The organism is Mucilaginibacter rubeus, from assembly GCF_003286415.2.
GTDB lineage: Bacteria > Bacteroidota > Bacteroidia > Sphingobacteriales > Sphingobacteriaceae > Mucilaginibacter > Mucilaginibacter rubeus_A.
Genome location: NZ_CP043450.1, coordinates 2,727,718 through 2,742,440, shown reverse-complemented (window position 1 = coordinate 2,742,440; position 14,723 = coordinate 2,727,718). Strand labels below are relative to the sequence as shown.

At 41.7% G+C, this 14,723-nt stretch carries 14 protein-coding genes; 4 read left to right on the top strand and 10 right to left on the bottom strand.

What is annotated here, in order from left to right; translation table 11 throughout:
- Positions 1 to 69: 69 nt before the first annotated feature.
- Positions 70 to 648 carry a nitroreductase gene (locus tag DEO27_RS11145; RefSeq protein ID WP_112566356.1) on the top strand — a complete coding sequence of 193 codons (579 nt, stop codon included), beginning with the start codon at positions 70 to 72 and terminating at the stop codon, positions 646 to 648.
- Positions 649 to 898: 250 nt separating this feature from the next.
- A complete protein-coding gene (locus tag DEO27_RS11140) occupies positions 899 to 1,663 on the top strand; it encodes a murein L,D-transpeptidase catalytic domain family protein (protein ID WP_223818215.1) in 765 nt (254 codons plus the stop codon).
- A 66-nt stretch (positions 1,664 to 1,729) separates the two neighbouring features.
- Here the strand turns inward: DEO27_RS11140 and DEO27_RS11135 are convergent, their stop codons facing one another.
- On the bottom strand, positions 1,730 to 3,172 hold the full coding sequence (locus DEO27_RS11135) for a L,D-transpeptidase family protein (protein ID WP_223818214.1): 1,443 nt from the start codon (positions 3,170 to 3,172) through the stop codon (positions 1,730 to 1,732).
- Between the two features lie 225 nt (positions 3,173 to 3,397).
- Here DEO27_RS11135 and DEO27_RS11130 point away from each other — a divergent pair, with 225 nt between their 5' ends.
- Positions 3,398 to 4,408 carry a glycosyl hydrolase gene (locus tag DEO27_RS11130; RefSeq protein ID WP_112566365.1) on the top strand — a complete coding sequence of 337 codons (1,011 nt, stop codon included), beginning with the start codon at positions 3,398 to 3,400 and terminating at the stop codon, positions 4,406 to 4,408.
- A complete protein-coding gene (locus tag DEO27_RS11125; protein WP_112566368.1) occupies positions 4,408 to 4,920 on the top strand; it encodes a DinB family protein in 513 nt (170 codons plus the stop codon). Before DEO27_RS11130 ends, DEO27_RS11125 begins: the two co-directional genes overlap by 1 nt.
- Here the strand turns inward: DEO27_RS11125 and DEO27_RS11120 are convergent.
- The 9 genes from DEO27_RS11120 to aroB form a co-directional block, all read right to left on the bottom strand.
- Complete coding sequence (locus DEO27_RS11120; RefSeq protein ID WP_112566371.1) at positions 4,910 to 5,536, bottom strand: HAD family hydrolase; 627 nt, start codon at positions 5,534 to 5,536, stop codon at positions 4,910 to 4,912. The genes DEO27_RS11125 and DEO27_RS11120 overlap by 11 nt on opposite strands.
- Positions 5,537 to 5,545: 9 nt before the next feature.
- Positions 5,546 to 6,778, bottom strand: coding sequence for an MFS transporter (locus tag DEO27_RS11115; protein ID WP_112566374.1), 1,233 nt, complete (start codon positions 6,776 to 6,778; stop codon positions 5,546 to 5,548).
- A 104-nt stretch (positions 6,779 to 6,882) separates the two neighbouring features.
- Entirely contained in the window at positions 6,883 to 7,977 is a 1,095-nt protein-coding gene (gene aroC, locus DEO27_RS11110) for a chorismate synthase (RefSeq protein WP_112566377.1), read from the bottom strand.
- A gap of 152 nt (positions 7,978 to 8,129) precedes the next feature.
- Positions 8,130 to 9,431: a 3-phosphoshikimate 1-carboxyvinyltransferase gene (gene aroA / locus DEO27_RS11105; protein ID WP_112566380.1), complete on the bottom strand. Its 1,302-nt coding sequence runs from the start codon at positions 9,429 to 9,431 to the stop codon at positions 8,130 to 8,132.
- 7 nt (positions 9,432 to 9,438) lie between these two features.
- On the bottom strand, positions 9,439 to 10,569 hold the full coding sequence (locus tag DEO27_RS11100; protein WP_112566383.1) for a chorismate mutase: 1,131 nt from the start codon (positions 10,567 to 10,569) through the stop codon (positions 9,439 to 9,441).
- Between the two features lie 93 nt (positions 10,570 to 10,662).
- Entirely contained in the window at positions 10,663 to 11,571 is a 909-nt protein-coding gene (locus DEO27_RS11095; protein WP_112566386.1) for a prephenate dehydratase, read from the bottom strand.
- A gap of 249 nt (positions 11,572 to 11,820) precedes the next feature.
- A complete protein-coding gene (locus tag DEO27_RS11090) occupies positions 11,821 to 12,693 on the bottom strand; it encodes a hypothetical protein (RefSeq protein ID WP_112566389.1) in 873 nt (290 codons plus the stop codon).
- A 41-nt stretch (positions 12,694 to 12,734) separates the two neighbouring features.
- A complete protein-coding gene (locus DEO27_RS11085) occupies positions 12,735 to 13,661 on the bottom strand; it encodes a sterol desaturase family protein (RefSeq protein WP_112566392.1) in 927 nt (308 codons plus the stop codon).
- A 1-nt stretch (position 13,662) separates the two neighbouring features.
- Positions 13,663 to 14,721 (bottom strand): 3-dehydroquinate synthase, encoded by a 1,059-nt coding sequence (aroB, locus tag DEO27_RS11080; RefSeq protein WP_112566395.1) that lies wholly within the window; start codon positions 14,719 to 14,721, stop codon positions 13,663 to 13,665.
- Positions 14,722 to 14,723: the final 2 nt, after the last annotated feature.

Genomic DNA, 14,723 nt, shown 5'->3' with positions numbered 1-14,723 from the left:
ATAATTACGAGTTGGTGAGATTGGTGATTTATAAATCATTAATTTCACCAACTGTTTTTTTATCTAACTATGGACAACACTTTTTTAACCGTCGCCGAAAATATTAAAGCCCGCCGTACCGTAAAACCAGCCATGATGAATGGTCATAAAGCACCAAACGGACATATTGCGGCATTACTTGAACTTGCCGATTGGGCGCCAACTCACGGCTTTACCGAACCATGGCGTTTTATCGTTTATGAAAATCCTGAGCAATTTTGTGCGGAACATGCAGAGGTTTACAAAAGTAGCGTATCCTCCGAAGATTTTAACGAAGCTACTTATAACAACCTAAAAACGCTTGGTAATAAAGTATCTCATGTTATCATATCAGTAATGCAACGTGGTGATTTGCCAAAGATACCACCGTTTGAAGAAGTTGCAGCAGTATCAAGTGCTATTCAAAATATCCTGTTAGGTGCTACTGCCTTAAACATGGCGTCATTCTGGAGCACAGGTGGGGCTATCCTGAAACCTGCTTTTAAAGAGTTCCTGAATTTAAGAGAAGAAGATAACGTACTGGGCGTACTATACCTTGGTTATGCCGATCAATATCCTGAAGGAAAACGTACCGTACCGCTTGAAAATAAAATTAAATGGGTTAAGTAAAATTAACCCATAACCTTTCCTTTTTTCGCCCCGTATAACAGCCGAAAATATTGCTTAGTTTTAAACTTATTTTCATTTAAGTAAAAAATTATTGTTTGCTGATTTGGATTTTAGGTTTTAAAGTATATTTTTGTGTTGGCCTGTTAATAACAGGTTAATACACCGTCCAGAACCTGTTACTATACCCTAATTATTTAAAATTAAATTAAACTCAGGCAAGCGTATGAGGAAACATTTTTTGTGGGTCACTATGGCGATTTTTTTTCTTTCAGCAACAATCTTAAGCTGGAAATCGGATGGTGCAAACAGATCAGTGAGTGTTGGGAAAAAGAGTGCGGCATTTACAACAAAAGAACTATTTGAGCAATACGTCAATAATTTATATGAATCTGCCCATCTCGGGGAAACAGGCTTAGCTTTCAACGTATTTGAAAAAGCGGTAACAGGTTATACTAATTTGAAGCTTTCGCACATGGTGCCTCAAAGCAGCGATGTGCTTACTGTAGTTGATTTCTCCAAATCGAGCCGGGAAAAGCGCATGTGGATCGTTAACCTGTTAAGCAAACAATTGATACTTAATACCTGGGTTGCTCATGGATCGGGCAGCGGCGAAGAAATGGCAAGTCATTTTTCGGATGCTAATGACTCGCATGAAAGTAGCCTCGGGTTTTATGTAACCGATAAGGTTTACAACGGAAAACACGGCCGCTCGTTATATCTTGATGGTATGGATGAAGGCTTTAACAGTAATGCCCGTATGCGTAGTATTGTTATACACGGTGCCAATTATGTTGGTCCGGCTGCCATTAATAAGCAGGGATATTTAGGCCGGAGCTTTGGTTGCCCGGCAGTATCTCCGAAAGTAATTAACAAAGTAATTAATACAATTGCCGGAAAAACTGTTATATTTATTAACGGAAACGACGAATCGTATTATTCGAAATATCTGGATGAGGAAGGTCCGCTTAATTTAATGGCGAGCGCTGATACTTCATTCAATTTTGCTAAGTTTTAAATCCAACCCCAACTATAAACCAAATCATGAGGCCCGGCTAACCGAAAGTTAGCCGGGCTCTTTTTATTACTTAGCCAAAAAGTTCTGCAGGTGCGCGTAAAGCACGATATCTAAGCCGTAAACGTCTGGCCTGTATTGTATGGCTCCATTTTCATCAGCCCAGCAGGTTACGTAGGTGATATAGATAGGCATTTTCTTCGGCAAACCAATATTGGTTGGTTCTGGTTTATCCTCAATCATATCTTTTGAAATGGTATCAAGGTCGGCCCCTTCTCCAAACAGGTTTGTTGCAAGACCAAGCGGATCACCCAGACGTACACAGCCATGACTTACAGCCCGCATAGTATGCCTGAATGCTTCTTTATTAGGCGTGTCATGCAGATAAACGCTGCTTCGGTTTTTAAACAGGAATTTTATTTTTCCCAGTGAATTATCTTCACCCGGGCGTTGTTTAAACTCATACCCAAGATTATCAGGTGTAACTTGTGTCCAGTCAATGGTTTCCGGGTCAGCTATCTTTCTGCCATCTTTAAATACATCAATGTTTTTGTTGGAAAGATAGAAGCGGTCTTCAGCTGCTTCAACAATGATCTCTTTTGTGGCAATACTGCGCGGAATGTTCCAAACCGGGTTTACTTCAACACTATGGATTACGCTGTTTAAAATAGGCGTTTCACGGGGGAAAGGTTTATCCGCTCTTGCTGTATCGTCAAAATGCTCAAGGGTATTCTGGTTTTTCATATTGCGTCCCTGTCCAACGCAAACCTTCATATTTAAAACTGATTTGCCATCTTCCATCACGTCAAGCCTGAAATCGGGGATGTTGACGATGACGTATTTGGGTTCATAAGGCTTGTTCCTCCAGCGTAAACGTTCAAGACTAACCAGTAAATAACGTTTGCATTCCTCTTTTGATAGTCCTTCAATAGTAGCACTATCTCTGTAAGCTTTTTGCAGGGCTAAATATTGCGGGTTTTTAGGCTGGATACTATCCAGAAATGCTTTATAATCGGCTCTTTCTAAAGTTGCAAGCATGGTTGTACTATCGGGCCTGCGGGTAGCCATAAAATACCTCGAATAGATCTTTTTAGGGTTAATCACTCCATATTGCAGCGCATTGGAATATTTTACAAGTGCTCCGGCGGATAAAATTTCCAGCTTAGCAACCGTTTCGTAGGCTTCATCAATTGTTTTGATTGCAGTTTTATCTTTGAGTTTGGCAACAAGCGCTTTGATCTCTCCTGAAGGATATACCGTTGGGTCAAGGCCATGCTCATTGATCTTTTCCAGGTATTCAGGCAAAGCATCAAGATCGCCGTTATTTAAGTGATTGATAACTAAAATGGGCTGGTACTCGTTCTTTTTAAAAAATGATTGGATGACCAGTGGGTTGGCTGTTTTAGACCTGTATTTGGCAAATACCCTTTTAAAAACGGGAATGTATTCTTCGGTATCGGCCTTTTTGAAGATTTCATTTTGAGTAATCCTGAACATATCTTCAGCAATCATCTCGTGCTTTTTTTTACAGCTTTGTAGTACAACGGGCAAAACCAAACACGTGGAAAGTATAATCGGGATAAAGTGTTTCCTAAGGGAAATAGGTATCATATAAACGAAAGATAGTTAAATATTGCTTATGAATAGCAATAGCCATACCATAAACGGCTGTGCTTTTTATTTATTTTTGAACAAAGCCCCTTACAACCACTAACACCTATAAACTGTTTAATTAAAATGAAAAAACTCTTTTCGCTTGCCTTAATCATATCGTTGCCTTTCATGGCTTTAGCACAAAGTTTTAAACCAGTAAATAAAGAAGCATCATCTGAAGTAAAAAAATTACTAAGCTTCCTTTATAGTGTAAAAGGCAAACATATTTTGTCGGGACAGCAGAATTACAACAGCGACCGTGACGTTTTTTCAGACAGTGCCAAAGCAATTACCGGACAGTATCCCGCTGTGTGGGGTTCAGATTTCATGCTTTGGGGAGATAAAGACCTGGGGCAGGACCTCGTTAATGAAGCTAAACAAAAATGGCAGGACGGTTATCTGGTAACGCTCATGTGGCATCAGGGCCGGCCATTGGATAATCCGCCGTATGATTGGAAGCAAAGCATCCAGGGAAAAATGACCGATGCGCAATGGAAGGAATTAATTACACCTAATACCGAACTCAATAAAAAATGGCTGGCCCAGATTGACGTAGTAGCCGGATATTTAAAACAACTTAGAGATGCCCATGTACCGGTTTTGTGGCGCCCATATCATGAAATGAATGGCGTGTGGTTTTGGTGGGGAAACAAAAAAGGGAATGACGGTATTATCAAACTTTGGAAAATGATGTACGACCGTTATACTAATTATCATCATTTGAACAACCTGATTTGGGTATGGGGGCCTAATGGTTTGCGCGATCTGCCATTAGATGAGGCATATGACTATAAAGACTTTTACCCGGGTGCCGATTATGTAGATATCTTGGGTGCCGATATTTACCATTTTGATTATGAACAACGGGATTACAACGATTTACTAAAGGTTGCCAATGGTAAGATCATAGCGTTGACAGAAACCGGCGAACTGCCAAAACCCGAAATTCTGGCAGCACAACCCGAATGGGCCTGGTTTATGGTGTGGACAAGCTGGCTTTGGACTGATAATACACATGAGCGGGTAAAAACCATATATGGCCTGCCGCAAACGTTGAATCATGAACAAGTAAAATCAATGCTTAATAAAAACTGATGTCAGCAACAAAATTACCAGAGGTTTGGCTCCGTGGGCCATTAGTTCATGTACCGGCGTTACTTCAGCCTGTGGCGCATGCCCTTTTACAGGCCAGGGAAGAATTGAATGAATTGATGGATGGATTTCCCGAAGTGCTCTTGTGGGAAAAGGTTGCCGGAATGGCATCTCCGGGCTTTCATTTGCAGCACCTTACCGGGGTGCTTAACCGGCTTTTTACCTATGCAAAAGGCGAGATGCTAAGCGAAAGTCAATTGGCCTACCTGGCAGCTGAAGGAAAACCAGGCGAGAACATAATCAGCGTAACGGATTTGGTAAACGCTTTTAACGCTCAGGTAGATAGCGCTATAACTCAGCTTAAAGCGACCGACGTCAATACTTTAACCGACTGGAGAGGGGTAGGACGGGCACAGTTACCATCAACGGTTATTGGTTTGTATACGCATTCTGCCGAACATACCATGCGGCATCTTGGGCAGCTTTTGGTTACGGTGAAGGTGCTTAAACAATAATAGCAGCCGCATCTTTCAGGTTTTGTGAGCGATGGGTTACCCGGGCGTTTGGATGTTTATTTTCAGGATCATATAAGAAAGTATCGATATTCAATTCGCCTGCTGCTTTTATTTCCGATTCGGGATCGTCGCCAATAATGAGTACATCTTCGGGTTTGTAATTGTATTTCTCCAATATCGACGCGAAAATGTCTTTCTTGGTTAAAGACGAAAGCTCGGGGTCTACAATGTGAATGGCTTCAAAATCAGCTTCAATATTCAGCATTTTTACCTTGCTCCATTGCAGTTTGGTAAAGCCGGTAGTAACCAAAAACCTGGTGATCTTAGCTTCACGGATATGTTTATAGTCATCAAATGGTTGCATTGGCCGGTTATATTCGATGTTACTTAATAACTCGAGCCCTTTGCTTTTAACGAGATCACTAAACTGGTATTTGTCGGCCACTTTTTGATATGGGATCCTTTTTAAATCCTCCTTGGCATTATTGACATGTTCAATACCCTCGCCTGCGATATGCTGATCAAGAAAATTGAACAGCTCATTAAACAAATGATCAGCTATAGAACTAACCGGGTATATGGTATTATCAAGATCTAATATGATGGCTTTTTTCATCGCTGTAATTTAAGGTAAAACAGGTACTTCTTTGTTGAACTGTATTGAACGTTTCATGAGCAGATATCCGCAAGCAACAAGCAGGCAAACGCCGCCCAGTAACCACCAGAGCATTTCAAATCCTCCATAGGCGATAACCTGGCTGCCTAAAAACGGCGCTATGATTTGTGCGCCGGCCCATGACATACTGTACAACGCAGCATATTCGCCGCGATTACGAACATTGGAACGAGCTATCCAAAAGGTATTCATAAAAGGCATGGAAAGCATTTCTCCTAACGTCACCATACTCACAATTAGTATTGCTACCAATGGTACATGCGGCATCAAATTAAGCAGCACGAAACTACTACCAGTAATTAAAATACCTGAAATGATATAACTTAACGGATGGCGTTTACCCTCAAGCCAATTGATCAATATCATTTCAATCAACACGATTAATATTCCATTCAGTGCCAATAAGAAACCTATAAAGCGCTCGTTGAAATGCCATTGTATTTTATAAAACACAGGTTGCATGATAAAGAACTGGAAAAAGCAGGTTGCAAACAATGTAGCAAGCAAGATGAACAACAAGTAAACGCCGTCTTTATAAGCCGATGAAACGATTTCATCAAAACCGGCAACGGCCTCTTTAATGGTTTTGGCCACTTTGGAGCGTGGCATCAGCGTAAGCAATAATATGCCCGCGGCAATATTGGTACAGCCATCTACCCAGAAAAGTAAATGATAATTTATTGAAGCCAGCAATCCCCCCAAGCCACCACCAAAAGCCCAGCCCAGGTTTGTAGCCAGGCGGTTGAGTGAGTAGGAGCGTGTTTTGTTTTCCTCGGTACTGTAATGAGCAATGGCCGTTGAGTTTGCCGGTCTGAATGATTCATTACAGATACTCAACACCAACGTGAAGATAGCCATGCTGATGAAATTGGTTTGATAACCCAGGATCAAAAACAGCAATCCGCCGGTAAGCAATGCGCCCACCTGTAAATCATAAAAACCTATTTTATTGATTAGCTTACCACCTATAAAGCCGCCGGAAACAGCACCAACTCCGAAAATGGCCATAATATAACCCGATTGCTCAATAGTAAAATGCAACTGCCTGATGGTATAAATGGTCATGAAGGGCACAACCATGGTACCACTACGGTTAATAAGCATTACGATGCTCAGGTACCAGCTGTTTTTTGAAAGTCCGCTATAGGCTTGTTTGTATAATTGGATAATTGAGGTTAGCATGTGGATGATGTGCAAATGTGCGGATATGCAAATGTGCAAATTATGAAATGAATACAGATGTGCGAATTAATACTTAATCTGCACATCTGCATATTTGCACATCATTAAATCAAGCGCGCGTTTCTATTCCTAAGCCAATGGTCGGCCAGTACAAGGGCTGCCATGGCTTCTACAATAGGCACAGCGCGCGGTACCACGCAAGGATCATGACGGCCTTTGCCTGATATTTCTGCAGCGTTGCCCTCGCTATCAATTGTAGCCTGATTTTTCATGATAGTAGCTACCGGTTTAAAGGCAACCCTAAATTCAATAGGCATACCATTGCTGATACCGCCCTGGATACCACCCGAAAAGTTGGTGATAGTTTGAATATCACCTAAATGCGATTTTACAAAAATGTCGTTATGTTCAGATCCTCGCATTTCGCTGCCTTCAAAGCCTGAACCAAATTCAAAGCCATGAACAGCATTGATACTTAACATTGCCTTTCCTAATTCGGCATGCAGCTTGTCAAATACCGGTTCTCCAAGGCCAACAGGACAGTTCTTTACATAACAGCTGATCTTACCGCCAACGGTATCGCCGTCTTTACGTACGCTATCAATAAATTCGATCATTTCTTCGGCTGTCGCCGGATCGGCGCAGCGTACAATGTTTTTTTCACGTTCTTCAATAAACTCAAGGGGATCACTGATAAATACGTTAGGAGCGTTGATCTTTCCTACGCTGCTTACGTGAGCAACAATTTCGATACCCTGGGTTTTAAGCAACAGCTTTGCCAATGCACCAGCGGCAACACGTGCAGCAGTTTCACGAGCCGATGAACGACCACCTCCACGGTGATCACGGATACCGTATTTGGTTTGATAAGTATAGTCGGCGTGTGACGGGCGAAAAACATCCACGTTATGGCTGTAGTCTTTTGATCGCTGATCTTCATTGGGGATCAGCATAGCAATAGGGGTGCCGGTAGTTTTACCTTCAAATGTGCCTGAAAGGATTTTTACCGTATCGCTCTCTTTGCGTTGGGTAGTGATCTTTGACTGACCAGGCTTGCGTTTATCCAACTCGCCTTGAATATAATCAAGATCAACTTCCAGACCGGCCGGGCATCCGTCAATAATTACGCCGATGGCTTCGCCATGTGATTCGCCAAAAGTGGTTATCCTGAATAATTGCCCAAATGAATTGCCTGCCATAGTATTAGATATGAGATGTTAGTGTTTATAATCGTCATTGCGAGGTACGAAGCAATCGCAAACTATACAGGGCGTACCTGCCAATAGGGATTGCTTCGTACCTCGCAATGACGTGGTTTGGTGTTGTTTGTGTTATCTTTCAGCCTTCGCCTTTATCCTTTCGCCACAACTTCTTCCACTTCAAATCCTTGCTTTTCCAGATCGTTCCAGAAAGCCGGATATGATTTGTCAACAACCGGTCCGTTCTCAAACTCCATTTGCGGGAGGACGAGGGCGAGCGGCGCAAAGGCCATAGCCATGCGGTGGTCGTGATATGTGTTAATAAAGATATTCTCCGGAATAAACTTTCCGCTGCAATCAAGTGTATAAACCTCGTCTTTCTCAATCAGTTTAACACCCATTTTAGCCAGCTCTGTTTGCAGGGCCAGGATGCGGTCGGTTTCCTTGATTTTTAAAGTTTCCAAGCCGGTGAACGAAGCTTCGTGACTTAAAGCGGCGCAAACAACGATTACAGTTTGTGCCAAATCCGGACATTCCTTCAGGTCGAATTCGCGGCGGGAAATCGGTTTGTTCTCTTTTTTCAAGTGAACACCGCCATCCTTAAATTGCGAAGTAATACCAAAGTTGGCCATGAGCTCTGTGATCACGCTATCACCCTGCAAGCTGTAGGGTGTGAGGCCTGTTAAAAACAGTTCGGCCTCGTCGGCAAGGGCTGCGATAGCATACCAGTATGAAGCCGCGCTCCAATCAGGTTCAACGTACAATGATGTCGTTTTAAATTCCTGATTTGAAATTGCAATAACATTGCCTTCCCATGTGTGCTTGATACCAGAAGTTTCAAGCATGGCTAAAGTCATTTCAACGTAAGGGCGAGATGTTAACTCTCCTTCAATGTGTAGCTCCAAACCTAAAGGCAAGCGTGTAGCAATAAGTAGCAAGGCAGTAATATACTGGCTGCTGATATTGCCTTTAATATTGATTTTGCCGGTTTGCTGTTTAAAGCCACCTTTTAGTTTGATGGGAGGATAGCCGTCATTTTCTTCGTAATCAATATTAGCGCCCAGCACTCTTAAAGCATCGACCAATATACCTATTGGGCGTTCCTTCATGCGTTTGCTACCGGTTAAGATCACCTCATCTTCCTGAATGGCATAGTAAGCTGTCAGGAAGCGCATTGCAGTACCGGCAGGACCGATATCTACGATTTCGGATTTGCAATTTTCGATTTCGGAATTATTTGCTGAAGAATCTGCTGGCACAGCCTCTTGATTCCCCCTCAAAATACCTGCTAACAAAACAGCGTCGGCAGCGTCTGAGATATTCTCAACCTTTACCTTGCCTTCGCTAAGTGCTTCGATGATCAGGGCACGGTTACACTCACTTTTTGAACCGGTGAGGTTAACCGTACCATTAACGATCTTGTTGTTTCTTTTAAGAATGATGTTTTGCATCATTATAAAATTAAGCGTGTGTAAGTTTTTCTGCGGCTTGGCCTTGAGCAGCGTCAGCGTTCATAACATCTGTTTGCCTGCGGATAGATTCGTTGTGAACCAGTTCAAGCAATTTTTCAGTGAACTCGGCGCTCAGTTTTAAAGCTTTACCATAAGTAGTACGTTTTTGAAGGATCTCGTCCCAACGGCCAACTTGTAAAATGGTGATGTTGTTATCTTTTTTGTACTGACCGATTTTCTCGGCAATCTGCATACGCTCAGCAATTTTCTGGATAACCAAGTCGTCGATTTTGTCAATCTGGTTACGTAGTTCGGCCAGTTTGTCGCTTACTTCTGCATTTTTAACTTCTGGTTTGCGTAAAGTTAAATGATCAATGATATCAGCAAGAGCGGCAGGGGTAACTTGTTGTTTAGCATCAGTCCATGCTACACTCGGATCAATATGTGATTCGATCATTAAGCCTTGCATATCAAGGTCTAACGCTTTTTGTGAAACGTAACCAATCAAATCCCGGTTACCGGTGATGTGGCTTGGATCATTGATGATTGGTAACTCAGGTGCTAATGTTTTTAAGCTGATAGCAACATCCCACATTGGCTCGTTACGGAAAGCTGATTTTTCGTAAGATGAGAAACCGCGGTGAATAGCAGCCAGTTTAGTGATACCTGCATTATTGATACGCTCTAAAGCACCAACCCATAATGAAAGATCAGGATTTACAGGGTTTTTAACCATTACCGGTACGTCAACACCTTTTAATGCGTCAGCAATTTCCTGAACGGTGAAAGGGTTAGCAGTTGAACGTGCGCCTACCCAAAGGATATCAACACCTGCTGCAAGGGCTTCTTCAACGTGTTTAGCGGTAGCAACCTCAACTGCGGTTGGCAAGCCGGTTTCTTCTTTGGCGCGTTTTAACCACTCCAAACCAATGCTGCCAATACCTTCAAACTCACCCGGGCGGGTACGTGGTTTCCAGATACCTGCACGCAACGCTGAGATTTTACCTGTTTGTGCTAATAAATGTGCTGTGGCTACTAATTGCTCTTCGGTTTCAGCGCTGCAAGGGCCTGAAATTACCAGAGGTTCCTTACCTGTTTTAATCCAGGTGCTAAGCGGCTGTATGTTTAAATTTAGTTTCATCTTGTTTTTTGTTTGTCCGGTGATAGCCGGGATTGTTAGTTGATAATTTAAATTATGTTAGTTTTTTCGGTTTCTGTTTGATGCGCCATTAGCTTATGCATTGCGTCTGATGTTGATATACTTACGAATGCTGCGTTCGGCGCGGTGCGGCTTTGGGGTAGACGATGGTTCATCATCATGTCTTTCGTACTCGCCAAGGATATTGAAATTATGGGTATACTTCAGGATCTGCCTTATCGAAGTATCATATTGTTTTTGCTCATCCCATTCAATATCCACATAGAAATTATACTCGTTGCGTTTACCTAAAATCGGCATCGACTGAATTTTGCTCATATTTACACCTTCTTCGGCAAAAATATTGAGCACTTTGGCCAATGCGCCAACCTTGTTGCTTACCTGGAAGCATAATGATGCTTTGTTGGCAGGCTTTTTCTCAACATTATCATGCTGAGTCATGATCAGGAAACGGGTAAAGTTCCTTTTGTTTGATTCGATACGGCGCTCCAGTACATCCAAACCATAAAGCTGGGCCGCCAAGGCATTGGCAACGGCTACGGTATCTGTTAATTGCTCGTCCCTGATACGTTTTGCACAGGCTGCAGTATCACTGCTTTCCACAATTTTCAGGTGCGGATATTCATCAAAGAAATCAACACACTGGCGTAATGCAATGGGGTGGGAGGTTACATATTTAATATCCTCAAATTTTACCCCGGGTAAAGCCATCAGGTGCAATTGGATAGGCAGGTAAATTTCACCTACAACCGGAAAGCCGTAATCAAGCAGCAGGGTGTAGTTTGGCAGGATACTACCGGCAATGCTATTTTCGATAGCCATTACCACATAATCGGCTTCGCGTTTTTTTAAGCTTTCAAATGTTTGCTTAAAAGAATTGCATTCAATGGTTTCGATGTTTTCGCCAAAGTATCTTATTGCGGCTTCTTCGTGAAAAGAAGCCCTGATTCCCTGAATTGCAACTTTTGGTTTTTCTATTTTCATAAACCCCTGTTAAAGCAAAAAGTCCCGGCTTATGGGCCGGGACTTTTTGTGTTTTTTATATGTTTTGTTTAGTACATATTAGTCCCGGCTCTCACTGGTAAAGTAAAAGTAGTAACCAAAAAAGTATGCACCTGTTAATTTCATTTGTTGTTTTTTATTACGACGTAAATGTACGGTAAAAAAAGAGTTTGTCAATAGAAAATTTTATTTTTTGTTAAAAATAATGAGCGAACCAAATTTAATTTGGTATCAAATGCGTTTTGATCGTTGGAAAGTATACTTTTGCTTGTAACTCACCTTTATACCCAAATTTTCTGGAAATTTATTAAGAAGATCATAATCATGGATGAGCATAGTGGGTTGAATGACCACTCCGCTTTTAAACATGATCCTTACGTTTCCAACGTTGCGATCCCTTATTGCAGTTACGTGCATGATTTCTTCCACATCCGCTTTATTATAGATAACGATGTGTTGCTCGTCAAACCCATACGAAAATACATTATTGCCACGAGAAATTTGCAGATATTGATTGCGCCCTTTTATTGTTACCGATACCGCATAACCAATAAATAAACCTATTGCGATAATGGATAAAAATATGGGTGTTGGAAATGGACGGTTGCCGATGTGAAGCATACTCACAACGAATATAGAGACGGCAAATAGCAGATATACGGAGATAAAAGCTACAAAAGCAATTACCCTTGCGGGTTTTACCCGATACACGAAATCGTTACTGGTGAAGTGAGGCTGGTTGCCAATATTAAAGAAATGCTTTTCAAATGGCATTAAATCAAGACTCCCGTTAAAGAAGTCCTCTACAAGGTTGCAAGCCTCACTGATGGTGGATGCATGATATTCAAATAAGTGATTCCTCTTATCAAGATAATAAACACAAAACTTGCTATTAAAGTAAAGCCCTAACTTAAGGTAATTCAAATCGGAGTCCTGAATAGTTACCGAAGGGCCGGTTAGCTGAATATCGGTTAACGCCCGTTCAGCATCCCATGGGAAATCTTTAATAAGCTTAATGGTTTCTTCAACACTACGAGGTTGTTCTTCGGAGTATTCACCTTTTTCGTAGGTATTATGCTGAAGCTTGGATATTAATTGTAACATGGTTTAGCGTGGCACAAAATGCCACGCCAAATATAATATTGTCAGGCGGCAGTTTCGTGTTTTTTATGCGCCTCTTCCATTTCTTTATACTCCCGTTGCAATACACGTGCAGTTTGAGTGCTGCCGTCGTGGCTCCATCCCGGCGGATGAATAAAGTATCCTATTTTTGATTTAAGATCGGGGGCATTCTTTACATCATGAAGCAGTGCCTTCCATTCGTGAAACAAAACATTCACCGGGCCCATATCCTCGGGTTGTTTGGTTAAGCCGTATTTAACCGGTTCAGGTAAGTCTTCGTCACGGAACGTGCCAAATACTCTGTCCCAAATAATAAATACCATGCCCATGTTTTTATCAAGATATGGGATATTGGAAGCATGATGCACACGGTGATGCGCTGGAGTTACAAAAATCCATCCATACCATTTTGGTAATGGAATCTTATATTGGGTATGCACCAGGTTGCCGTATAGCTGTGTTATTAAGTAAGCGTATAAAATATCCAAAGCGGTAAACCCCATTACAGCCAGCGGCAGGTAAAAGAATACCCTGTAAAGCGGTTCAAACACTGTTGAGCGAAAGCCGGTGGTAAAGTTGAAATGCTCGGATGAGTGATGGGTAACATGCATAGCCCAAAACATGCGACAGTAATGCCCAGTATAATGCAGCACCCAATATAAAAAGTCCTGAACTACCACCAGCACAAACCAATACCAAAAAATGTTCTCGATTTGAAAAAGCCTGTAGTGATGGTAGGTATAATCAAGTATAAAAAAAGTAAATACCTTAACACAAAGGTTAGTAACCACAGCCAGCGATGTAAGATAGATATTGGTCAGCGTATCGCGTGTTTCATAATATTTGCGATCTTCCCAATAGCTTAAGGCCATCTCAACCAAGGTTAAAACAACTAATAAGCCCATTAGCACAAGGGCCGCCTGGTTACGCGGATCTAAATGTTGCAACATGTTACAGGTTAATGTAATATCTCAAACTTTCACAAAGTTCGTCAGCAGTGCAAACATTATCAATACTAAACTGGCCTATGCGTGTCAGTAAGGTGCAATTAATCTCGTCGCCTACGTTCTTTTTGTCCTTTTTCATATTAAGGAGTAACTCGTCAAAGTTTTCTTCTTTAATAGTGTATTTAGGGTAAAGATCGGTTAATACCTTAACAATTTCATGAAGTTCGTCTGAAGTCAATCCCGTCTTTTTATGAGCAAGGTATGATTCGCAGATCATTCCAATGGCTACAGCCTCGCCGTGCGAAAGGCTACCTTCATCATGCAATAAAGAGTAAGTTTCAACGGCGTGGCCGATAGTATGCCCAAAGTTAAGTGCCTTGCGGATGCCTTTCTCATGCGGATCCTCGATAGTAATCTGGTTCTTGATCTCCACAGAACGATGAACAAGCTCAACTGATGGGCTTTTAAGATCGCTGTTTTTCAGATTATTCCAATATGCAGTGTCAACAATTAAACCGTGTTTAAGCATTTCGGCCAGGCCTGAAAGGATTTGTCGTGCCGGAAGGCTTTGTAAAAACTCATGGGCGATAAAAACAGCTTTAGGCATAGTAAATGTACCAATGATGTTTTTGATACCATCAACATCAATACCTGTTTTGCCACCAACAGAAGCGTCAACCTGCGAAAGCAGGGTAGTGGGCACCTGTACAAAATCAATCCCTCTTTTATAGGTAGATGCCGCAAAGCCTCCCATGTCTGTAATAACACCGCCTCCTAAATTGATCATCAGGCTTTTACGGTCGGCACCAAAATCAATCAGCATTTTCCAAACGCCTACACAAAAATCTATGTTCTTGCTTTCCTCGCCCGATGTGATCTCTATCAGGTCATAATTATTAAAGCCGGTAAGTTTGCTTGTTAGTAATGGCAGACAGTGCTCTCCGGTATTTTCGTCGGTTAAAATAAAAAATTTGGAGTAGTTACCTTTTTTAATAAAATCAACTAACTCATCAAGGCTATTGTCAAAATAAACCGAGTAGTTATCGCTTAGAATAGTGTTCATTA

Coding starts and splice junctions, on each gene's coding strand:
- DEO27_RS11125 (WP_112566368.1), top strand. CDS start 4,408: ATGTCAGCAACAAAATTACCAGAGGTTTGGCTCCGTGGGCCATTAGTT.
- DEO27_RS11090 (WP_112566389.1), bottom strand. CDS start 12,693: ATGTTACAATTAATATCCAAGCTTCAGCATAATACCTACGAAAAAGGT.
- DEO27_RS11095 (WP_112566386.1), bottom strand. CDS start 11,571: ATGAAAATAGAAAAACCAAAAGTTGCAATTCAGGGAATCAGGGCTTCT.
- DEO27_RS11120 (WP_112566371.1), bottom strand. CDS start 5,536: ATGAAAAAAGCCATCATATTAGATCTTGATAATACCATATACCCGGTT.
- DEO27_RS11100 (WP_112566383.1), bottom strand. CDS start 10,569: ATGAAACTAAATTTAAACATACAGCCGCTTAGCACCTGGATTAAAACA.
- DEO27_RS11130 (WP_112566365.1), top strand. CDS start 3,398: ATGAAAAAACTCTTTTCGCTTGCCTTAATCATATCGTTGCCTTTCATG.
- DEO27_RS11145 (WP_112566356.1), top strand. CDS start 70: ATGGACAACACTTTTTTAACCGTCGCCGAAAATATTAAAGCCCGCCGT.
- DEO27_RS11085 (WP_112566392.1), bottom strand. CDS start 13,661: ATGTTGCAACATTTAGATCCGCGTAACCAGGCGGCCCTTGTGCTAATG.
- aroC (WP_112566377.1), bottom strand. CDS start 7,977: ATGGCAGGCAATTCATTTGGGCAATTATTCAGGATAACCACTTTTGGC.
- DEO27_RS11135 (WP_223818214.1), bottom strand. CDS start 3,172: ATGATTGCTGAAGATATGTTCAGGATTACTCAAAATGAAATCTTCAAA.
- DEO27_RS11115 (WP_112566374.1), bottom strand. CDS start 6,778: ATGCTAACCTCAATTATCCAATTATACAAACAAGCCTATAGCGGACTT.
- aroA (WP_112566380.1), bottom strand. CDS start 9,431: ATGATGCAAAACATCATTCTTAAAAGAAACAACAAGATCGTTAATGGT.
- aroB (WP_112566395.1), bottom strand. CDS start 14,721: ATGAACACTATTCTAAGCGATAACTACTCGGTTTATTTTGACAATAGC.
- DEO27_RS11140 (WP_223818215.1), top strand. CDS start 899: ATGGCGATTTTTTTTCTTTCAGCAACAATCTTAAGCTGGAAATCGGAT.